Annotated in this window: 21 protein-coding genes and 3 pseudogenes; 13 read left to right on the top strand and 11 right to left on the bottom strand. The window is 62.8% G+C overall.

Annotated elements, in window-relative coordinates:
* Window positions 1-77: 77 nt before the first annotated feature.
* A complete protein-coding gene (locus AWC07_RS18900) occupies window positions 78-548 on the top strand; it encodes a lipoprotein LpqH (protein WP_036414316.1) in 471 nt (156 codons plus the stop codon).
* 38 nt (window positions 549-586) lie between these two features.
* On the opposite strand, the gene AWC07_RS18895 is transcribed toward AWC07_RS18900, so the two are convergent.
* From AWC07_RS18895 to AWC07_RS18880, 5 genes are all read right to left on the bottom strand, one after another.
* A complete protein-coding gene (locus AWC07_RS18895) occupies window positions 587-2080 on the bottom strand; it encodes a sensor histidine kinase (RefSeq protein ID WP_036414313.1) in 1494 nt (497 codons plus the stop codon).
* The gene (locus tag AWC07_RS18890) at window positions 2058-2762 is read right to left on the bottom strand and encodes a response regulator transcription factor (RefSeq protein WP_036414310.1); all 705 of its coding nucleotides are present in this window, start codon (window positions 2760-2762) and stop codon (window positions 2058-2060) included. The genes AWC07_RS18895 and AWC07_RS18890 overlap by 23 nt, the downstream gene beginning before the upstream one ends.
* Window positions 2763-2926: 164 nt before the next feature.
* The gene (locus AWC07_RS27725) at window positions 2927-3082 is read right to left on the bottom strand and encodes a DUF6131 family protein (protein WP_167380105.1); all 156 of its coding nucleotides are present in this window, start codon (window positions 3080-3082) and stop codon (window positions 2927-2929) included.
* Window positions 3083-3093: 11 nt separating this feature from the next.
* Complete coding sequence (locus tag AWC07_RS18885) at window positions 3094-3345, bottom strand: hypothetical protein (protein ID WP_084293556.1); 252 nt, start codon at window positions 3343-3345, stop codon at window positions 3094-3096.
* A 115-nt stretch (window positions 3346-3460) separates the two neighbouring features.
* Window positions 3461-3874 carry an MmcQ/YjbR family DNA-binding protein gene (locus tag AWC07_RS18880; RefSeq protein WP_085105192.1) on the bottom strand — a complete coding sequence of 138 codons (414 nt, stop codon included), beginning with the start codon at window positions 3872-3874 and terminating at the stop codon, window positions 3461-3463.
* A gap of 94 nt (window positions 3875-3968) precedes the next feature.
* Between AWC07_RS18880 and AWC07_RS18875 the strand changes: the two genes are divergently transcribed.
* Window positions 3969-4793: a glycoside hydrolase family 25 domain-containing protein gene (locus AWC07_RS18875; protein WP_036417695.1), complete on the top strand. Its 825-nt coding sequence runs from the start codon at window positions 3969-3971 to the stop codon at window positions 4791-4793.
* Window positions 4794-4866: 73 nt separating this feature from the next.
* On the opposite strand, the pseudogene AWC07_RS28920 reads toward AWC07_RS18875, so the two are convergent.
* A pseudogene (locus AWC07_RS28920) lies at window positions 4867-5167 on the bottom strand (class I SAM-dependent methyltransferase); the annotation flags it as partial.
* An 88-nt stretch (window positions 5168-5255) separates the two neighbouring features.
* Between AWC07_RS28920 and AWC07_RS18865 the strand changes: the two are divergent.
* Entirely contained in the window at window positions 5256-5603 is a 348-nt protein-coding gene (locus tag AWC07_RS18865; protein ID WP_036417697.1) for a nuclear transport factor 2 family protein, read from the top strand.
* A gap of 135 nt (window positions 5604-5738) precedes the next feature.
* On the opposite strand, the pseudogene AWC07_RS28915 reads toward AWC07_RS18865, so the two are convergent.
* A pseudogene (locus tag AWC07_RS28915) lies at window positions 5739-5873 on the bottom strand (nuclear transport factor 2 family protein); the annotation flags it as partial.
* A 50-nt stretch (window positions 5874-5923) separates the two neighbouring features.
* On the opposite strand from AWC07_RS28915, the gene AWC07_RS18855 reads away from it, so the two are divergent.
* From AWC07_RS18855 to AWC07_RS28905, 3 genes and pseudogenes are all read left to right on the top strand, one after another.
* Complete coding sequence (locus AWC07_RS18855; RefSeq protein WP_051508195.1) at window positions 5924-6922, top strand: phosphotransferase family protein; 999 nt, start codon at window positions 5924-5926, stop codon at window positions 6920-6922.
* Window positions 6923-7036: 114 nt separating this feature from the next.
* On the top strand, window positions 7037-7552 hold the full coding sequence (locus AWC07_RS18850) for an ester cyclase (protein ID WP_051508192.1): 516 nt from the start codon (window positions 7037-7039) through the stop codon (window positions 7550-7552).
* A gap of 285 nt (window positions 7553-7837) precedes the next feature.
* Window positions 7838-8787: pseudogene (locus AWC07_RS28905) on the top strand (serpin family protein).
* Here the strand turns inward: AWC07_RS28905 and AWC07_RS29380 are convergent.
* On the bottom strand, window positions 8777-8905 hold the full coding sequence (locus tag AWC07_RS29380; protein WP_279628906.1) for a hypothetical protein: 129 nt from the start codon (window positions 8903-8905) through the stop codon (window positions 8777-8779). The pseudogene AWC07_RS28905 and the gene AWC07_RS29380 sit on opposite strands and share 11 nt — an antisense overlap.
* Here AWC07_RS29380 and AWC07_RS18840 point away from each other — a divergent pair.
* From AWC07_RS18840 to AWC07_RS18825, 4 genes are all read left to right on the top strand, one after another.
* Entirely contained in the window at window positions 8895-9311 is a 417-nt protein-coding gene (locus AWC07_RS18840) for a PIN domain-containing protein (protein ID WP_036417700.1), read from the top strand. The genes AWC07_RS29380 and AWC07_RS18840 overlap by 11 nt on opposite strands.
* Window positions 9312-9537: 226 nt before the next feature.
* Window positions 9538-9921 (top strand): pyridoxamine 5'-phosphate oxidase family protein, encoded by a 384-nt coding sequence (locus AWC07_RS18835; RefSeq protein ID WP_084293689.1) that lies wholly within the window; start codon window positions 9538-9540, stop codon window positions 9919-9921.
* Window positions 9914-10159: a ribbon-helix-helix domain-containing protein gene (locus AWC07_RS18830; protein ID WP_084293690.1), complete on the top strand. Its 246-nt coding sequence runs from the start codon at window positions 9914-9916 to the stop codon at window positions 10157-10159. The genes AWC07_RS18835 and AWC07_RS18830 overlap by 8 nt, the downstream gene beginning before the upstream one ends.
* Complete coding sequence (locus AWC07_RS18825; protein WP_036417880.1) at window positions 10146-10457, top strand: type II toxin-antitoxin system PemK/MazF family toxin; 312 nt, start codon at window positions 10146-10148, stop codon at window positions 10455-10457. Before AWC07_RS18830 ends, AWC07_RS18825 begins: the two co-directional genes overlap by 14 nt.
* Before the next feature lie 349 nt (window positions 10458-10806).
* On the opposite strand, the gene AWC07_RS18820 is transcribed toward AWC07_RS18825, so the two are convergent.
* Window positions 10807-11118, bottom strand: a complete 312-nt coding sequence (locus AWC07_RS18820; protein WP_036417882.1) for a hypothetical protein — start codon at window positions 11116-11118, stop codon at window positions 10807-10809.
* A gap of 250 nt (window positions 11119-11368) precedes the next feature.
* Between AWC07_RS18820 and AWC07_RS27075 the strand changes: the two genes are divergently transcribed.
* Together AWC07_RS27075 and AWC07_RS18805 are read left to right on the top strand one after the other, a co-directional pair.
* A complete protein-coding gene (locus AWC07_RS27075; RefSeq protein ID WP_139829781.1) occupies window positions 11369-12637 on the top strand; it encodes a LapA family protein in 1269 nt (422 codons plus the stop codon).
* 576 nt (window positions 12638-13213) lie between these two features.
* Window positions 13214-14002 carry a phospholipase D-like domain-containing protein gene (locus tag AWC07_RS18805; RefSeq protein WP_036417886.1) on the top strand — a complete coding sequence of 263 codons (789 nt, stop codon included), beginning with the start codon at window positions 13214-13216 and terminating at the stop codon, window positions 14000-14002.
* 346 nt (window positions 14003-14348) lie between these two features.
* On the opposite strand, the gene AWC07_RS18800 is transcribed toward AWC07_RS18805, so the two are convergent.
* Both AWC07_RS18800 and AWC07_RS18790 read right to left on the bottom strand, forming a co-directional pair.
* Window positions 14349-16142 carry an HIRAN domain-containing protein gene (locus AWC07_RS18800; RefSeq protein WP_139829780.1) on the bottom strand — a complete coding sequence of 598 codons (1794 nt, stop codon included), beginning with the start codon at window positions 16140-16142 and terminating at the stop codon, window positions 14349-14351.
* Between the two features lie 106 nt (window positions 16143-16248).
* Window positions 16249-18831: an AAA family ATPase gene (locus tag AWC07_RS18790; RefSeq protein WP_084293701.1), complete on the bottom strand. Its 2583-nt coding sequence runs from the start codon at window positions 18829-18831 to the stop codon at window positions 16249-16251.
* Window positions 18832-18956: 125 nt separating this feature from the next.
* Between AWC07_RS18790 and AWC07_RS27070 the strand changes: the two genes are divergently transcribed.
* Window positions 18957-19562 (top strand): hypothetical protein, encoded by a 606-nt coding sequence (locus AWC07_RS27070; protein ID WP_139829779.1) that lies wholly within the window; start codon window positions 18957-18959, stop codon window positions 19560-19562.
* The last annotated feature ends 898 nt before the right edge of the window (window positions 19563-20460 follow it).

The following is a 20460-nucleotide window of genomic DNA, read 5'->3' as shown; positions in this document are numbered from 1 at the left end:
CCTTCGTCCGGTTAACTTGCATACTGCCGGGGCGGTCCTCAGAGCCAGTGGATCGCTACAACGGCAAAGGAGCACAGGTGAAGCGTGGACTGACGGTGGCGGTAGCCGGAGCGGCGATTCTGGCCGCGGGCCTTTCCGGATGTTCGAGCAACAAATCGGCCAGTGGTGGTGGAAGCTCGAGCGCCACGTCGGCAAGCGCCGGAGGGGCTTCGGGAACGAAGGTCATCATCGACGGTCAGGACCAGCACGTAACAGGCTCGGTCGTCTGCACGACGGCAGCCGGCAACGTCAACATCGCGATCGGCGGGGCAGCCACCGGTATCGCGGCCGTGCTCACCGACACCAACCCGCCCCAGGTGAAGTCGGTCGGGCTGGGCAACGTCAACGGCGTAACCCTCGGATACACTTCCGGCACCGGGCAGGGCAAAGCCGAGGCGAGCAAGAGCGGCAGCACCTACAAGATCACCGGCACGGCGACCGGCGTCGACATGGCCAACCCGATGCAGCCGGTGAACAAGCCGTTCGAAATCGACGTCACCTGCCCCTAACGACAAGGGCGTCGCGCCGGGCAATTTCAACCGTGTGACTATGCGTGCGGTTGCCACCCGTCGAGTGGCAACCGCACCGCGAACTCGGTATGACCGGGCGAGCTGTTGACGGTGATGGTTCCGTTGTGCGCCTTGACAACGGCAGACACGATCGCCAGACCCAACCCGGTGCTGCCGCCCTTGCGGGAGCGAGAGGTATCCCCGCGAGCGAACCGCTCGAATACCTCCGACTGCAGTCCTGCCGGAATGCCCGGGCCGTTGTCGACCACCTGAAGCACGGCGCGCGCCGATTCGACACTCAACCGGGTCGTCACCACCGTGCCGGGGCCGGTGTGGATGCGGGCGTTGGCAAGCAGGTTGGCTACTACCTGATGCAATCGCGCGGCATCACCGGTGACCACCACCGGCTCCGGCGGCAAGTCCAGCTCCCACTGGTGTTCCGGGCCCGCGATGTGCGCATCGCTGACCGCGTCAACCGCCAGGCGGGACAGGTCCACCGGTTCGCGTTCCAGCGGCCGTCCGGAATCCAGGCGGGCCAGCAGCAGCAGGTCCTCGACCAAGCGGGTTATCCGCTCGGTCTCGGATGCCACCCGGCTCATGGCGTGAGCCACCGCGGCACGGTCGTCAGTCATCCGTTGCGCGAGTTCGGTGTAGCCGCGAATCGCGGCCAGCGGGGTGCGCAGTTCGTGACTTGCGTCGGCGACGAACTGGCGCACCCGGGTTTCACTGGCCTGCCGCGTCGACAGCGCGGCAGCGATGTGGTCAAGCATCCGGTTCAGCGCCGACCCGAGTTGACCCACCTCGGTGTAGGGGTTCGCGTCGGTGTCGGACACCCGGACCGGCAATGCGACTTCGCCCCGGTCCAAGGGCAAATCGACGACTTCGGTCGCGGTGTGGGCGACGCGTCGCAGCGGCGCCAGCGCCCGCCGGATGATCATCGCCCCGGCGGTGGTCGCGGCGAGCAGCGCGACCGCAGTGACGATCCCGAACATGATCAGCATCCGCAACATCGTGGCGTCGATACCCGACATCGACAGGCCGGTGACGATGACGTCGGTGCGGTTTCGACTGGTGGCCGCAACGACACGGTAGCGACCCAGACCGTCCAGGTTCAGGGTCACCGGCGTGCGGCTGCCGGCGATTGCGGCCAGCTGCGCCTGGGCCTTGTCGCTCAACGCGGCCCGGGCGCCACTGCCGGTCAGGTAGCCGGCGTCGATCGTCTTGCCGTTGCTGACCACCGCCGCGACCATGCCGGCCGGCTGACCGGGCGCGTCGAGAAACTTCGGGCCGGGGCCGGTCCTCACGTAGCGCGGTTCGTGCCGGTGCGACGGCTCGGGGTACAGCAACGCCGAGCGGTACGAGGCCCCACTGAGCTGGCCATCGAGCTGCTTCACCAGATGATGGCGCAGGGCCAGTTCGGTTGCCGCGGCGATACCGATACAGACCAGCACCAGAACGACGACCTGTCCGACCAGGAGTCGCAGGCGTAATGACCAGCTTCGCGGGGTGTTAACGGGCCGGCTTGAGGACATAGCCTGCGCCGCGCAGCGTGTGGATCATGGGTGCGCGACCGTTGTCGATCTTTTTGCGCAGGTAGGAGATGTACAACTCGACGATGTTGGACCGGCCGCCGAAATCGTAGCTCCATACCCGGTCCAGAATCTGGGCCTTGCTCAGCACCCGCCTGGAGTTGCGCATCATGAAGCGCAGTAATTCGAACTCGGTGGAGGTCAGGGAGATTGGTTCGCCGGCGCGGGCGACCTCGTGGCTGTCCTCGTCGAGCACCAGATCTCCCACCACCAGTTGGGCACCGCTATCGACGGTGGTGACGCCGGTGCGCCGCAGCAGCGCGCGCAGCCGCAGCACCACCTCCTCGATGCTGAACGGTTTGGTGACGTAGTCGTCGCCGCCGGCGGTAAGCCCGGCGATGCGGTCTTCCACCGCGTCCTTGGCCGTCAACAGCAGCACCGGCAGGCGAGGATTCTCCCTGCGCAACTTGTGCAATACCTCCAGGCCGCTCATGTCGGGCAGCATCACGTCGAGTACGACGACGTCGGGCCGCGCGGCGCGGGCCGCTGCGATCGCCGATGCGCCGTCTTGCGCCGTGGCGATATTCCAGCCCTCGTAGCGCAACGCCATCGAAACCATTTCGGCGAGAACGGGTTCGTCGTCAACGACCAGGACACCGATCGGTTGTCCGTCGGCGCGCGACATGACGACTCGCTCGGCCGGAGTTCGCGGGCTCGTCACGGTTCCAGTATCCGCGCCGCACTAGGCCGACGCTATGCCGTTGCTATGCGCAAGCTGTGAAAGATCGCGAGACCGCGTGACCACCGCGGGTCACTGCAGGCCACGCGACCTTTGGCACCGGGCGCTAGCTAGTACCAGTACCGCCGGCCGGCGACCGGGCGGCCTATGGCGCCCAAGGCCCACAGCACGGCGCCGATCACCAGCAAGATGACCCCGAGCACCGTCAACAAATTGATGCCGAACACAAATCCGAGAATGAGCAAGATGGCACCGACGACGATCATGGCGACTTCCTTTACATTACGGGGAGATGACCGACCAGCTGCATTGAGCTGGGCTGCGGCAAACGGCAATTTGTTACTTTCGGGTGCACACCGAGGTAATTCAGCGGTCCCGCGATCACCGTCACCGCAACGGTTCCCGCTGAGGCGCAACTTGTTTGCTCACCCTTGAAGTAGCCTCGCTGCCACGTCGCGAAGACTCCGATGAGTAACCACACGAGCACAATCGCCCCGACAACTCCGCGCCCACGCATGGTGACCTCCATTGGGTTTCGAGAAAAATCCCGCAGCACCTGACATACCCGTTGCACCCATGTTCAAACATGGTGCCGAGGCGAACCCCAAGCGAATTAGCGGTCAGAATTTCCGCGGGCTGGCAAACTACCGGTTTTGGGCGGCGAGCCACTGTGCCGCGCGCCTCTTCGAGGCGCGTGACAGCCAGGCGTCCTGGATCAGTTCGGCCAGTTCGCCGGTGCCGATTTCCGCCAATCGGCAAGCCCGCACGAGCACCGACAAATGTCCGTCGAAATGGGGGGTGGTGAAAAATGGTGACGCCGGATCCTGGGTCAGGGCCAGCTTGTCGGCTTCGGACTCCACCCACAGCATGATGACGTCGGTGTAGCGCTCACCGGTGTCCGGGTCGGTCGCGTCCGGTCGCGGGGTGCGAAAGTACACGAACGACTTGCCGCCCACCTGGTAGATGGGGTTGCCCTGCGGCCCGGGCACCCGGTTGACGTGTGGCATCGACGCGGCGATCCGGTGCACGTCGTCAACCGTGGCGGGTCGGTCAGCCATGACCGGGACAATACCCGCCGAGTCCGGCCGATACTGGCGAACCGGATCTGTACCATGGGCGACAAGCCTTGCGGTAAACGGGGATTGGGGGGACGTGCCTGATACATTGTTCGCCGACGTATCCGAATATCAAGTGCCGGTTGACGACTCATATCCCTATCGGGTGCTTTCCATTCGGGTTTCCGACGGCACCTATCGCGATCACAACTTCGCGCGCAACTACGCCTGGATGCGGGGCGCTGTGGACAGCGGGCGAATGACATTCGGGATCGTCTACACCTACGTCCGTCCGAATTGGCTGGCCAACGCCAATACCGTGCGTGCCATGATCGACGCCGAAGGCGGCTTGCACCGGCGGGTGGCATTGATGCTCGACGTCGAATCGGGCGGAAATCCGCCGGGCGACGGGTCGGCGTGGATCAACCAGTTGTATTGGAACCTGGCCGATTACGCCGGTTCGCCCAGGCGAATCATCGGCTATGCCAACGCGTATGACTTCTGGAACATGTGGCGGGTGCGTCCACCGGGCCTGCGGGTCATCGCGGCCGGCTATGGGTCCAATCCCCGCCTTCCCGGCCAGGTCGCCCACCAGTACACCGACGGCTCGGGTTACAGCCCGAATCTGCCGCAGGGGGCACCACCGTTCGGCCGGTGCGACATGAACTCAGCCGATGGGCTGACACCAGAGCAATTCGCCGCCGCCTGCGGCATCACAGTGAACGGAGGATCCCTGATGGCGCTCACCGACGAGGAGCAAGCCGAGCTGCTGACCAAGGTTCGCGAGATCTGGGATCAACTGCGCGGACCCGACGGCGCCGGCTGGCCGCAACTCGGGCAGAACAGCCAAGGTCAAAACCTCACCCCCGTCGACGCGATCGCGGCAATCAAGGACGACGTGGCAGGCATGCGCGCGGAGTAGGCGGCGGCCGTGATGGCCGAGCCGAAAAGTGTTGCGGACTGGCCTCGCCCAGCACTGAGCCGATCCCTTCCAAATCCGCGGCCGCCGAAGTCAGCATCTCCGAGACTGCCACCAGGTGCGCCATTGCCGGCTCCCGCCGTTGAATCCGGGAGCGCACCTCGGGTTCCGCATCGGCCGCCTGGGCCAGCAACCGGGGATCGGCGAAAACCGACCATATGCCCTCGCCTGCCGCGTCGACGAACATCCGGGCGAACGGATTCCGTGATGAGCGGGTTTGCGCCCTCGGTCTCGGCCGCGCGAGCGGCCGCCACGCCCAGGGCGGTGGCTCCCACACTTTCGGTGATGTCCCAGGAATCGTTGTCAGTCCGCGGCATTGCCACACCTCGCCGGATCAGAAGGTCGGATCGAAAAGTCAGTTTCGCGGACCATTGTTCCAGCGGACGCGAGATACGATCGCTCGCTATGACGCGCACGCCCCAAGAAGTATTCGCCCACCACGGTCGGGCACTGGCCACCGGCGACCTCGACGAGATCATCGCCGACTACGCCGACGACTCCGTGGTGCTCACCTCAGCCGGCGCCGCCCGCGGCAAGGACGCCATCCGGCAGGTGTTCGTCACATTGCTCGACGACCTGCCCGACGCGGCTTGGGACTTGAAAACTCAGATCTTCGAAGGCGACGTGCTGTTTTTGGAGTGGAGCGCCGACGCGGCGCACTACCGGGTCGACGACGGCGTCGACACGTTCGTGTTCGCCGACGGCATGATCCGGGCTCAGACGGTTCGATACAGCCTGCGCGCCAAAGCTTAGGACTGGCTCAGCAGTTCGGCCATTTTCGCCGATGATGGCCTGAAGCGCCTTCACCGGGCGAATCATCCACTGCTCGACGTAGTGAAAACCGGAGTCGCCGAACAGCTGCAACGCCGCGCTCAGATACGTGAGGACTTTTGCCCGGCCCTCCTGCGCGCTGAAGACCGCGGGCGAGAAGAAGACCGCATCCTCGGCGAGCAACGCGTCGAGACCGTCGATACGACCGGAATCGACGATCTCGATCCAACGCTGGAGAACCGGCAACGTCATGGCATCAGAGTAGGTTTTTACAGGTGGGCCTGGAAGCGGTGGCCGCGTGGATGTCCGAGCAGGGCTTGGGCGAGGGTCCGTTGGAGGACGTCTCCGCGGTAACCGGCGGAACGCAAAACGTAATGCTGCGATTCAGCAGGTCCAGCCGGCCGTACGTGCTGCGGCGCGGGCCGCGGCACCTGCGGCCGCACAGCAACACGGTGATCCTGCGGGAAACCAAGGTTCTCGCCGCGCTGGCCGGCTCCGACGTCCCGCATCCGCGGCTGATCGCCACCTGCGACAACCCCGGTGTGCTCGGTGACGCCGTCTTCTACCTGATGGAGCCCGTCGAGGGTTTCAACGCCGGTGAAGGGCTGCCGCCACTGCACGCCGGCGACGCGCAGGTGCGGTTCGGAATGGGCCTGTCGATGGCCGATGCGCTGGCCAAGTTGGGTGCGGTGGACCATGTCGCCGTTGGGCTCGCCGACTTCGGTAAACCCGAGGGTTTCCTGGAACGCCAAGTGCCACGCTGGCTTTCCGAGCTGGAGTCCTATCAGCAGTACGACGGCTACCCCGGGCCGCAGATCCCGGGAATTGAACAGGTTTCGACGTGGCTGGAGCGCCATCGGCCGACGACGTGGACGCCCGGCATCATGCATGGCGACTACCACGCGGCCAATGTCATGTTCTCCTGGACCGGGCCGGAGGTGGTCGCCATCGTCGACTGGGAAATGTGCACCATCGGCGACCCGCTGCTGGACCTGGGCTGGCTGCTGGCGACCTGGCGCCAGCCCGACGGGTCGAGCGTCTTCAGCCACGCCTTGGGCGGCCAAAGCGGGCTGGCCAGTACCGACGACCTGCTGCAGCGGTATGCCGCCAACACCACCCGCGACCTGTCGCAGATCACCTGGTACACCGTGCTGGCCTGTTTCAAGCTCGGCATCGTGATCGAGGGCACGCTGGCGCGCGCCTGCGCGGGTAAGGCCGAGAAAGAGGTCGGCGATCAACTGCATGCGGCCACGGTGCACCTGTTCGAGCGGGCGCTGACGATTATCGAGTCGCGGCACTAGTTGCACCGCTGCTACCGCACGCCGTGATTCAAGGTCTCCTATCGGCCTCGTGGTCGGGTCTATTGTCGGGGGCAGCCGCCATGATCGTCCCCGTGTCCGCTGAAGGAGGCACACATGACTGCACTGCAACCCGGCACCACGAATGCAGAGTGGGTTCGGCAGGTGTTTCACCGTATCTTCGACGAACGTGATTTCTCCCATGCACAAGATTTCTGGACCGACGACACGGTCGATTACTTCCTCGCCACCGGCGAAACCGTGTGCGGGGCAGCGGCCTTGACGCAATGGTTCACGGGGCTCTTCGCAGCGGTCCCAGATTGGCGGCTGGTGGTAGAGAATGTCGTCGATGACGGCACCGGCCAGGTCGTGGTCCAGTGGAAGGGCGGCGGATCGTTCACGGGATCGCCTTTTCAGGGCATCGAAGCGACCGGCCGCCGAGTCGAGATTCGCGGATGCGACGTCATCCGGCTGGCGCCCGATGGCCGGGTGGCCAGCAATACTGTCTACTACGACGGCGCCGGATTTGCTCGTCAGATCGGGATGCTACCGATGATGGGCACCCGCGCCGACCGCCTGGTCACCCGTGGGTTCAACGCGTTCACCCGGCTGCGTCGTCGCATCGGGCGGTAGGCCGGAATAGCGTTCCGGCGGGCAAAGTCGTGGTAAGGCCAAAGCAGCAGCGCCACAAGCCGATTCCGCAGTCATCGGATGAAATGCGAACGCCTTGGCGGGCGTCGCGCTGGCAGGTCGGCGGTCAGTTAGCCAGTCGTACGGTGATGGTGACGCGTCCCTCGTTGTCGCGGTTAGCGATCCCATGCCCGGCGCGCTCGGTCCCGTTGAGCCGCAACGTGAGTGGGCCGTTCACGCAACCGCGCCGCGGTCTCTGCCGACGATCCGAGGAGTACCGAGTTGACGATGGTCGACGCGGTCTGGCTGCAGCGTGGCATGTCGGTTCGCGCGCCGTTCCTCGACATCCTCGCCGCCCAATACGACGCGGGCGTGCACCTCGCCGACTTCAAGGCCAACCCCGACGGCGAACGGGTCACCATCAACAACTTCGCCAGCGAGGCGACCAAAGGGCAGATCAAAGACCTGATCCCGCCCGGCGCAATAGACCAGTTGACGCGCGACGTGTTTCTGAACGCGGCCTACCTCAAGGCGAGCTGGGAGAACCCGTTTCCGAAAGAACTTACGGCCGATGCACCTTCCGCGTGACTCCTCAGTCAGTGGTCACCGTGCCGATGATGCACAAGGCGAGGGTGATGCGCCATGCGGCCGGGTCGGATTTTCAGGCCGTGGAAATCCCCTACGTGGGCGGCGACCTCAAGATGCTGGTCGTGCTACCGGCGGAGGGACAGCTCCAGGCGGTTCGCAACAGTGTGGACGACGCTTGGTTCCGCACCTTGGCCTTGGTGGAGGGACCAGTCGACCTCAGTTTGCCCAAGTTTCGGATCAGCTGGGGACCGGAGGAATTCAAGGAGACTTTGGCGGCGATGGGGATGCCGCGCGCATTCGACGAGAAGCAGGCGGACTTCTCCCACATCACCACTGAAGAACAGCTGAAGATCACACACATACTGCAAAACGCCTTCGTCGGGATCGACGAGTTCGGCACGGAAGCCGCGGCCGTTTCGGCAGTGATCGGCGTGCCTTCCCGGCACAGCCGCCCGACTTACCCGCGCGACCGCGACGCATTGTCGAAGGTCATCGGTATGTGTCACACAGTTACTGTGATAATGTGGAACTGTGAAGAATATTACCGTCGCTGTCCCCGACGAGGTCTACCGGGCGGCACGGATTCGGGCGGCAGAACTTGGCCAGTCGGTAAGCACGCTAGTGGCGGGATATCTCACTTCACTTGCTGAACGCGACGCTGCGTTCTCGCGGCTCGAGGAACAGCAGCGTAAGATCCAGAATGAGATTCGCCGGTTTCGCGCCGCTGATCGTCTGAGCCGCGACAAAGTCCACGCCCGTGCGGTTCATTGACACCAATGTCCTGCTGTATGCGATCTCACGCGATCGCCAAGAGCGGGAGAAGGGCAGGCGTGCGAACGAAATCCTGGCTGGCCGCGACCTCGCGGTTTCCGTTCAGGTTCTTCAGGAGTTCTACGTTCAGGCAACGCGCAGCAGCAGGGCGGATCCACTTACCCACGAGCAGGCCGTCGGGCTGGTGGAGTCGTTCATGCGGTTTCCCGTCGCCCCGATCACAGCTGAACTCATGCTCGCGGCTTTTGCGACATGTAGGCGATTCCGCCTCTCGTATTGGGACGCCGCAGTCCTGGAAGCCGCCCGCTCTCTTGGCTGTGACGTCGTCCTCTCCGAGGACTTGAGCGCCGACGAAGACTACGCCGGGGTACGGATAGTTAACCCGTTCGCAACCAAGGAGTGACAGGTCACAGCTCGGGTAGCGGCCATCAGCTTGGGGGGCGGTTGCCGCCGAAACGTGTCGTTCAAGTCGATATGGGTAACCAACAGATACACCGAACAGGAGGCGCCGGTGCCTTTGAATCACCTGCTCGCCGCGTCCCCGCTTGCGACATCGAAGCAACGGCGCGTGGTACGACCGGTTCTTGCGCGGCCCCTTACCTGCCGTCGCATCACGAAAGCTAACGATTGTGATTAAGCAGGAGATAGACGCCGAACTGGGCACTGCCGGGGCGCAGGAGTTGCTTGCGTCGACGTCTGCCGCTCACCTGGCTTATGTCGGCAAGGACGGGACGCCGAGGGTGATCCCGGTCGGGTACTTCTGGACCGGTGAAGAATTCGTCATCGCCACCGCTACCACATCCCCGAAGGTAGCTGCCCTGTCCGGCTCCGCGAACGTGGCTCTGTCCATCGATTCCGGAGACACTCCGGAGACAGCGCGGGCGTTGTCGAACCGATCACTCTCGAATCTCAACATTCGAGACAGCGCGAAGAGCGAAGAGCCGCGCACTCGTTGCGCCAGTGCGTCCCCGGAGACGTCATACAGTCTAGACTGGTTGTATGACAATGGTTAGCTTTCGCGTCGATGACGAGGACGCGGCGGCAGTCGAGCAGTGGGCGCGTCGGTTGCATATCGACCGGTCTGAACTACTCCGCCAGGCACTACGGCGCCACCTGGCCGAACTCGCGGCAGACCAGGACGTGCAAGCGTACGCCGAGCAGCCCCTGACGGACGACGAGAAGGCCCTCGGCGAGATCGCCGACTGGGGGCCTGCCGAAGACTGGACTGACTGGGCCGATGCGGCGCGGTGAACTGTGGTTCGCAGCGACACCAAGCGGCGACCGGCCCGTGCTCATTCTGACGAGAGATCCGGTTGCTGACCGAATGAGCGCGGTCGTCGTCGCCGCATTGACCCGCACCCGCAGGGGACTGGTCTCCGAGCTGGCACTGACCGCCGCCGACGACCGCCTGCCAAGCGATTGCGTCGTCAATTTCGACAACATTCATACGTTGCCGCGCAATGCGTTCCGACGCCGGATCACTCGTTTGTCTCCGGCACGGATGCATCAGGCGTGCCGGACACTTCGAGCAGCCACCGGCTGCGCCTGACAACAGGGAAAACCTATCTACGCGGATACAAAGCGCGCCCGAAGAGATTCGAACTCCCAACCTTCTGATCCGTAGGCACGGGCGGACAGCGTGACCATGCATGATTCGAGTTCTATCGTCGTGTAGGTGGAGGTGTCGGGGAGCCCGACTGTCGTCATCGTTGTCGTCAGAAGTGTCGTCAGCTCACGTTGCGAAACAGCGACCTTCCCACCGCTTCCTCATACCCGGCGATCCTGCGCTGACGATCGGGTGTGTCAAGCGTGGCGAAGCCATCAACGCGGTGACGTCGAAGACGCCCTTTACGCAGCCGATCGGGCAGTCAGACACTGCGGGACGAGGTGGCGTTTGATCAGACGGCGCCGGGGCTGGGATTGTGGCTCTTGGCCTTGACGTGCGCCTCAAGGAGACTGCTGTCGGCGACGCCGATGCCCTTGAGGGCCTCGATCAGCAAAGCGATGATGTCGGATACGACCAGTTTGTCGTATCCCTCCGCCAGCCCGTAGCTGTGCAATTCCCAGCGGTACTTGTGGTCTTCGAGGCGAGGCCACAGCTCGGTGATCACGGGTGTGAAATCATCGGCCAGCGCAGCTAACTCGGCGCGCAAGCCCGCGTAATCCTGAGGTTTGGCGGGGGTATCCGAGGTGTCAGATGACTCGGTCATGCGCGGATCTACCTCCAGTTTTGCCGCGACGGCACGTAGGCGTCTGACCGCAGGATAAAAGGCGGCTGGCCGAATTTCGACCGTCGCCGTCGCCCCCTTGCGACTGACGTCGTCTGTTCGACTCCACGATCACCATCCCACCAACCCCGATCAAACGACCCTGGCCCGGCGCAGCGCGCCGAGGCAGAATCGCAGTCATGCCGTAGTTCGCGTTGGGCCTCGCCCAATGGTTCACAGTGGGGGGAGAACGGTGGTTCAAGCAGTTTGTGGTATCCGGTGCGCGAACCCGAAGTGCATCTGGAGCGGCCCCGATCATCTGTGCGATTACAACGCCGATGCCGAGAATGGGCGGTTCGCGCCGTGGGTGACGCTGGCCGACGGCTCGAAGGTAATTAAGTACTGCAGCATGCAGTGCTGGAGCAGCTACCGCCGTGACCAAATGAAACTTCCTCAATCCCAACAGGATCCAGATATCGGCGTAATCCTGTGTAGTCAGTGTGGTCGCGAGGTGCAGATGAACATCGCCAAGCGCGGCACGCGGGATTGCCGCTGCAGCGTGGGCTGCTTGCCGCCGATGTCGGATGAGCAGAAGCGTCAGATAGCAACACTATTCGAAGCGGATCGAATTCGTGAACGCAGATGGGCCGAGCGTGAGCCGCGCCGGGCGGATGCGCCCCCGCCGCCGGGGTTAGTACGTCGCAAGTTTCCCGGTAGCCCGCGTCCAAAACAGGATGTGCTGCAGGAGTATCGCGGCTGGTATGACGCTGGCGCAGCTAAGGAACCGATGTGGTCGGTGTGGTATTCGGGGCCCGAGGATGTCTTCCGATGGCGATGGGAGTTCGATTGCGGGTGCGTCGAAGAGCGCCTCACTTGCTCTGACGATCCGCAATTGATCCTGGATGGTTCCGATAGGGATCCATACCGGTCTCGTCAGTGGTTGCCGCACGGCCAGTACCGGTGCGGCGGCGGTGAGCACCCGAGGCCGTCGCTGCCGCTACGTGACATCGCCTCATGGGATGAGTGCTCGGGTCGGCGGCTGCTTCCCCCAGATCCTGTGAAGCCTCAGCACGGCATCCCGTCCAATGTGTGGGCGATCACGCGGCACGGTGATCAGCGGTGGGTGGCCGACTGGAAAGCGACCTTGACCTGCGGTCACCAGATCGAGGTGCAGAGGAATGTGGACTGGACGCCAGAACAGGGACTTAAGCGATCCACCCCGGCACGCCTCAAAGAGATGCGTCTCGAGTTGGCCAAAGCCTATGCTCCCGAACCGATTCCCGACCATGATCGAAAGCTGTTGGATGCTGGATGGCCGGAGTTGGGGTCCTATCTGGACTGCCGCTTGTGCCCGATCGTGCGCACAGTTGTTGCTTACGAGCCGTTGGGGTGGTTGGTTGCTCCCGTGAAGCAGGTCCGTGCGCGCCGGCAGAAGAGTCGTCGAGAAGTGTTGCAGGAGCGGATTCGGCGCACTGAGCGGGAACTCAAACAGCTTCGCAAAGAGCTTGGCGATGAACTATGACCCGTGGCGATCTGGCTGCCCGTGCCCCCACTGCCATCGACTGGTCGCTGAAGGCTCGGCGCACGTCGATGAGGATGGACGACGGTGGAACTATCATTGGGACTGCTTCCAGCGTGCCGAAGTTCGACGCCGCGCTGAGCGGGATGCCGAATCGACAGCATCAGAACGCAGTATCCGCGGCCGGATTGGCGCCTACACCCGCTGGGCGAACACCGAAGACCGCTACATGGCGACACGCCCCGCACGGGAGGGGTTCTACGCCAAATTTGAGCGTGAGGTTGACCCTGAGGGCAGACTCGCACCCCAAGAACGCGCTAAGCGCGCGGAATTTGCGCGAAAAGCCTATTACCGGCGATTAGCCCTCAAATCGGCTCAGGCGCGTCGCCGCCGAAAAGCAGTCGATGCCGCAGATGATCCAAGCCGGTGGGAAGACTGATCAGCATCGCGATAGCATGCCAACTGCTCGGCTGCAGCGCCTAGGGTGATCCGCCAATCCCGGCTCTGCACCCCACACAGGCGCGAGAGCGCGCTCTAATCTGCAGACCTATGTCACCGGCCTGGTGCATCATGCGAGGTGTGGGCTTCGACATCACATCAATCTTGGAGTTCCGGCCACCGAATCATGTGTGCCCGGCGTGCCGGGGGCTGTTCAACAAGATAAACACCGACTACCGACCTGACCCGATGATCCATCGGTGCCCACTATGTGAGGTGCAGTTCATCGTGGACGACTACCCGGAAACGGACGATTTCGCCGATGACTTCACGCTCGCCATCGATGACTACTTCAGTCGCGGCGGATGGACAATCGACCACGGCGACCTGCTTGCGCACGCGACTGTGCTCGCCGAGATCATCGAACGATCGAAGGGCGAAGGGGTCCGGCGCCAGCCGTGGCGCACCATGCGGACCTTCTTCGAGGTGATTTCGCGTGCACGCTATTTCGTCCACTTCTCCACTTGGGGGATAAGCCACGTAATGATCGGCGCCCTCAAGATGGCGAGCATGCGTGTCCCGGTGTACGGGTTCGCGTCGAACGTCGAGGCGGGCGCCCGGGCGCAGCTGACCGAGTACCCGGATGAAGCGCCACAGTTGACGGCCCACGTTATTCCGTCGACCGAGGGTGTGTATGACGCACCGCACCAGAAAATACTGATCATCGACGGGCTGGTCGCATTCAAAGGATCAACAAATCTGACGACGAGTGGCGTCCGGCGAGCCGATAGGGGCCTCGATATCTCTGAGGTGGTCACCGACTTTGCACAGGTGACCGAGCTGAACAACAAGTACTTCGCGCCGGTCTGGCGTCGTATCGCAGCGCCGAAGGACGATAAGGTCGTGGTTTGGCGGCACCCGTTCTGCTGACTCACCCACGATGTGGGCTGACAGCGCAGAGGAGACTAGGTTCGGCGATCGCAACGACCTCGTGGCGGTCAGCGTCAACGATGGCTGGGTGACGTCTCTCAACTGCTCTTCATCGTCGGGCTGACAATGGTCGGGCTGACAGAATTCGAACCCGCGACCACCTGACCCCCAGTCGGACGTGGGTTGAATTTCGTTGCGTCGCGATGCCTTTCGAAGCAATTTAACCAGCAAGAACCATTTTGGACTGCCCCCTGGCAACTCCCCTCATTCGCACTCACTTGTGACAACGTTGTGACAACCTCGGCGCCGGAGTCACGGACGGTCGCGATATCTGCATCCTTTGCTGTCACGCGTCGCCGCCATTCGGATAGCTCTCACCATGAGCGGCCTGCCAGCTAGTTGGCGGGATCAACGGGTCGCCTGACCTATGTGTGAGCCGGGCCCGCGCCTTAACAAGCCGCTCCGCGATGTCCACCTGAGGTTGATCCGGTGGGCAGGCGTCGAGGAACCGCTCGAGGAGCGCGACTTCACCAGCGAGGTCACCTCGCTTACGCAGGATGATGGCCGCCTGTTCGGTGTACCACGTCGGCGGTACCCAACCCTGCCCGCGGGAATGGCATTCAGCGGCATCGATGCACTCCATAAGCAGCTCGAAGGCTTCCGCATCGCACCCAGTCCGCCGCAGTTCCCTGATGGGCTCTACCCATTCGCCGAAGTCCCGACCGCGCACGAGTCGTACACGCTGCTCGTCAGCGACCACCCCACCCTCAGCGAGTCTTTCACGTCTCAGCCGGGCCATAGCATCGGTGACCGAACGTCCCTCGGCCGCTGACTGAGGATCGTCCACTGCTGCGACTACGTCCTCATACGGTCCAAGCGTGATACGGGCGGTCCACGTTGGCTTCTCTGCAGCGTAGATCCGGCATCGCACCGCAACTGCCTTCTCCTGGTGAATGGGATCGCGCAGTACAGCGCGGACGCTATCGGCGTACAGTGCGCCGACGTAGCCGACGGGTCGTCCCTTCACGTACGCTGTGATGGTCGTGAACTCCCCTGGCACGCCAAGCATTTCCCGAAGTACAGCTTCCGTCTCGTACGCGCTGCCGAGGGCGACGCCTGCCTCAGCGAAGACCGCCCGGATGTTCGCCTCGAACTCCTTCTCGTGTACGAGTTCGGCGGCAGACGTAAGCACAGCCGGTTCAACCCGCTCGGAGTCGTCGAACACTACCTCTTTCGCTTCAGTTGAGACGTCGGCAATTTGACCAGTGGCCGCCGGATCGGGCCCACCAGCTAGAGTTCGCGCTCGGGCCAGTCGCTCGCGTATTCCCTTAGTTCCTCGACCGCTCGGGTCCGCCTCGAGGAATCGCTCGAGGACGGCAACCTCCGCTTGGTAGTCCTTGAGCTTATGAAGGACGATCGCAGCTTGTTCAGTCGGCCACAGCTGAGGTCGCATGCAGTAGACGCCAGCTTGGCGCTCGGCTGCATCGATACATTCACGCAGTAATCCGAGAGCAGTGTTGAGATCCCCGTCCGACTTGGCCTGTGCAATCTGTGGCCGAAACGACTCGAAATCCCGTCCGTGAATGACGCCCGCCACCTTCGCGTTTCCGATCCGCATCATCCGACCGGTCTCCGTCAGCCGCTCCGATCCATCCGGGCTGCGGGAGCCGGGCCACGAAGGATGGTCGACATAGGCCCATTCATCTTCTGTCGCTTCCGAGAACGACAGGGTTACCCGCGCTGACCAATGGTCATTCTCACAGCATGCCCAAACCCGCGCCAAGACGACGAATTGCCGACCCTGTCGCATGTACGCGAACGCAATGGCCTGTAGCCGTGGGGCTTCCACTGCGGGAACGTAGCCGACGTGCAGGCCGTCGATATATACGGCGACCGCGTTGGGGTCGTAGGGGTTCGTCGGTTCAGGAACAAGCACCGCGTAGCGCATCAACACACCACCCAGCGGCCGACCGACGGAGCCGAAGATTTGCGCGAAGGCTTCTGGATGATACGACTCGCCGGCGACTTCGACGTCGACGTGGCCTGGGTCCAGCCACGGACCTGGTTGGACATGCGTGACGTCGCTTACCGGAGCGGGGCTGCTATTCGGTCGCTGCCTGAAGAAGTCGCGGAATCCCAACGGTTCTTCTCCCTTGTCTATCCAGCGGACGCGGCTTCTTCCGCTGCCCGATAATGTATCTCGGCTTGGGAAGGACTTCGAACTGCTCGAAGGGCCAGATCATTACCTACGACAAGATCCGCGTTGTGTCCCGTGCTGTGTCGACCCACGCAAGGAACTCGTCGACCGTGAAGACCGGCTTGCCGAGTTCCTGCGCCTTCTGCGCTTTTCCGGACTGAGAGCCAATCTCGGCGGTCACCAAGACTTCGCACCGCGTCTTGGTCACCGATTTAACCGGCGTGAGGCCCGCTGCTGTTGCGATTCTCATCATCTCGTCACGCGACATGGTTCGCCCCGCATCATCCTGTGCCGTACCGGTAAAGCAGATGCGTGCCCCTGGCACAAGAACCGAAGCTATGTCTTCGCTTGCACGCGCTGCCTCGACCGAATCGCTGAGGATTTCGACACCGAGCAGCTTCTCGGCCTCTCTCAGGCGCGCTATTGCCTCGTCGGTGAGTCTGACCCGCGAAGCGGCCGACCTCAGTTGAGCACCAACCGATTGGCGGGCAGAGACGACCCATGGCGTGTCGACCAGGCTCCCCATGCGAGCCTGCACCTCCTGCGCTTTGACATCTCCCACGAGTACTTCGCCAACACTGCGGCTGACGTCCAGAATCGCCGATAACGCTGGCAAGTGGACCGACACCGGCGTCCGAGTCGCCGGGGAACGGCTCACGATATAACCAAGGAAGGACTCGGACTCCTCCGGTTCGCCAAACGGAGTAGAACTCGAGTCGTCGAGTCCGGCCTTCCCGCGCGCGCTGAGTAATGTGAGCGCTCGTTCTAGCGCGGTGCTACCCGCGAGCGCTCGGCGATGTGTCGGTTCCAGGGCTGCGAGCGGTACCTCGATCCCCAACGGCAACGCCGTGATATAACCGAGTCTCTTCAGTTCAAAGTCGATGAGCCCCAAGGTCTCGTCGATGGTGACGCCGACGGGCGTACAACCAACAAGCATCGGAGCAAGGACACTCCACGCTTCCGCGAGTGTCGGGGCCAAAAGGACATCAGAGACCTTGATCCCATAGGACTGTCGTGCATTGGCGAGGTCTCGCTGCGGATTGATTAGACTGCTCACGGCTGTCCCGTCGTCGAAAGCCACGGCTATTTCGACGGGCCGGGGGCGCGACATGCGTCCTTCGTCGCCGACGGTGAGAACCGCAATGGCGCAATAGCGACGGGGGTGATCTTCCTTGACTGTGCCCCGCAGAAAGCGCGCGATGCGTCGATCCGACTTGAGATCCTTGGGTAACACTGGCCGCTTAAGCACGAGTCCCTGCAACGATGTGCATCGGCTCAGTGCCACATAAAGCTGGCCGAAGTCGAAGGTGCCGCCGGTCAAGTCGACGACCAGCCGGTCGAGTGTTTGTCCTTGGCTCTTGTGGATCGTGATTGCCCATGCCAACTTAAAAGGCAGCTGGGTGAACGTGCCGACGATCTCATACCGAAGTGCACCGCCCTCGACAACCGGTCGCGTGGCCTCCCACGTGTGGGCGGTAACTTCCGCGGTGGTCCCGTTTGTGAATTCGACCGTCACGATTAGACCGTGAGCTTCCTGGACTTCGGCGACTCGGCCGATGGTGCCGTTGACCCATCGATCGGATTGGTCGTTGTTAAGCATCATGATCTGGGCGCCGATTTTGAACCGCAGCTCTTCGTCGGTGGGTGGCTCGAAGAGGCTTAGGTCTCCGGACTGCTTGGCGTGGTGCACGACCTCGTCGCCGGGCAACCGTTCAAGATGCTGGCGGTTGCGGGCTGACACGAGTCGGTTTGTCGGTGCCAGCGTAAGCCAGAATTCATCGTCAGGCGGGACGAAGTCGGCGTCGACGCGGTCATTGAGCTGCTCTTGTGCATGCGCCAGGAGCACGCCTTCGCGGATCGCATTGAGGATCGAGGTAAGCCGCTCGTCACCCTTTTGCCGGAACACCGTTGTCAGCGCGACGGTCGGAAAGTCCTCGCGATGGAAACTGTCGGCAGAGAAAAAGTAGGGCGTCTCATACCGAGTCGAGAAGTACTCGACTTCCTGCTCAGTGACCACTGGGGGCAACTGGTACAAATCACCGACCAGCACAATTTGCACACCGCCGAAAGGCGTTTCCGGCAACGGCCCAAATCGTTCGAGTGCAGCGGCCAGCATGTCAAAGAGGTCGGCGCGGATCATCGATGCTTCGTCGATGATGAGGGTCTGTAGTGAGCCAAGCGTCTTCGCAAATCGTGAGGGGTAGTACCGACCGGCGCGGACTTCATCCAGGGTCGTCGTTGTGCTGAAACTGAACAGGCGATGGATGGTGTAACCATCAACGTTCAGGGCCGCGACCCCAGTGGGCGCGGCGACGACAACGTTTCGGTTCGTCTCCGACATGAACTGGCGAATCAGGGTTGACTTGCCCGTGCCCGCCTTTCCTGTGAGGAAGACATGACGACCGTCGCCGAGAAGCGCGAGTGCTCGCTTGAACTCCTCGGTGAGGACGATGTGGGACCTCTGTGTGTCGCCCTCACGAGTCGGTTTTTGCTCACGTGTATGACCCGATTGCCGCTGATCGGGATGGGTGATCACGGCTCCATCGACGGCTCCCGTCCACTGTGCGCCGTCCCACCACCGCAGATGAGCTTGCCGCCATGGATCGGCATACCAGCCCGCGGGCACCGTCACCCTGTCCCCCTTGAGGACCGACCTATAAATTGCGCATGCCGCTTGGTCCTAGCACGTGAATCCGACACCGGCAGGAGTTTCGGAAAATAGAGCAATTTGCGATCACGCTGTCGGACACTGGATTTATGATCGCTGCGGCCATCGAGGAGGGGCTTGTGGTGCAGTCTGCCGATGTAATTGCGCTGTTTCGCTACCGGGAAGGCGTTTCCGCTGTTTGGCATGTAGACGTCAGCCCGTCGACGCCGCTGACGCGCCTGTGCGGTGCATGGGTTACAAGTGATGCCTACACACTTCGCAGCGTGCTCGCAGCCCGGCTGCTCCTGCCATTCGGTGGTCGGTTGGACGCAGAGGCGACCGTACTCGCAGATAGAACCGTCGCCATCGTCGATCCCAACGCGACGCTGGCCACCATCCGGAACAGGATCTCTGAACTCGATGGATTACACCGCGGTTCGAAGACCGCTGCGGGCCACGCCCGTGCTCCCATCGTGTGGCCCGCTCTTCCGCAACCCTTGGACTGGGCAGTACTTCCGTCACCTCCTCGAGGAGTCAATCCCGACCCGTTTGTGGCCGAGATGCTTGCGGTCGCCCGATGGCTTGCCGACGTGGCAGATGTGTGGTCGGCGGTCGAAGTTGCGCGCACGTCGCGGCAACACCTCGCGAGCGGCGATACCACACCTCGGCCGCTCCCCGTAGCCCTGGCACCGGCAGGTGATCACTCTCTTGCTTGACCGTCTGAACAAGTTGTCGGATTATTGTGTCCCTTCCATCAGTTCAACAAGCAATTCTCTAGGGTAGGGTTTGCATTCCCAGCAATTGTTGAAGATCAGCGGCTCGCCGCAGTGGGGACATTTCGGCCCGCACCGCCAACAGGGTTTATCGATCAGAATTCTTTCGTCACATTCAGGGCACTGTCGCGTATACACGACGAATTTTTCGTCGCCGCACGCGAACCAGATCGCTCCCGGACGGTCGGCTATCTCTGTGGCGCTGTTCAAAGTTTGGAAACGCCGCACATCATCGACGGTGCGTATCTTGAAGCGGCGCGCTTCATCCCTGGTCATTCCCATTTTGATTACCCTTCAGATTTTGGATAGTTGGGTAAGCGAAGTTCTCCTTCCAGTCCTCTTACATTTCGGGTCCTATCAGGCCATCTTGATTAGCCCTCTCCATAACGATGTGGGACTTTCTTAAGAGTCTCGCCAATCTGTAGTCTCCAAACGCACTCCCGCCGCCTCGCCTCCTCCCTCTGTCGCTGCTGCGCTTCGCGCCTGCCGGTTGCGCTTGCCCTGCGCCGGCCCGTCGCGCCAAGACACGGCTTTGAATCCCGGTCAAGGTCCTGTCGTACGCGGCGACTGGTAGCCGAGCGGGTCACTCGTGACGTCCGCGTCGACGATCTAGTCCGGGGTCCCAATCTCTGTCCCCGTCCATGTCTATCTCCTGCCTGGCTGGGCTCCTTCCCGTCCTTGCGCCAAACCGGGCGCTCACACCCCGGACGCGGCAAATGACAGCGGGCCGGCCAACAGCTCGGCGACGAAGTGCCAGGATCCGGTGTCATTTGCCACCGGGAAGGGACCACTGGTTTGCCACCAGCTAGGGACCACCTGTTTGGCTCAGCGAGCATGATGT

The organism is Mycobacterium gastri, assembly GCF_002102175.1.
Lineage (GTDB): Bacteria > Actinomycetota > Actinomycetes > Mycobacteriales > Mycobacteriaceae > Mycobacterium > Mycobacterium gastri.
Note: the sequence above shows the minus strand (reverse complement) of the source record. Positions and strands in the feature narration are given on the sequence as shown.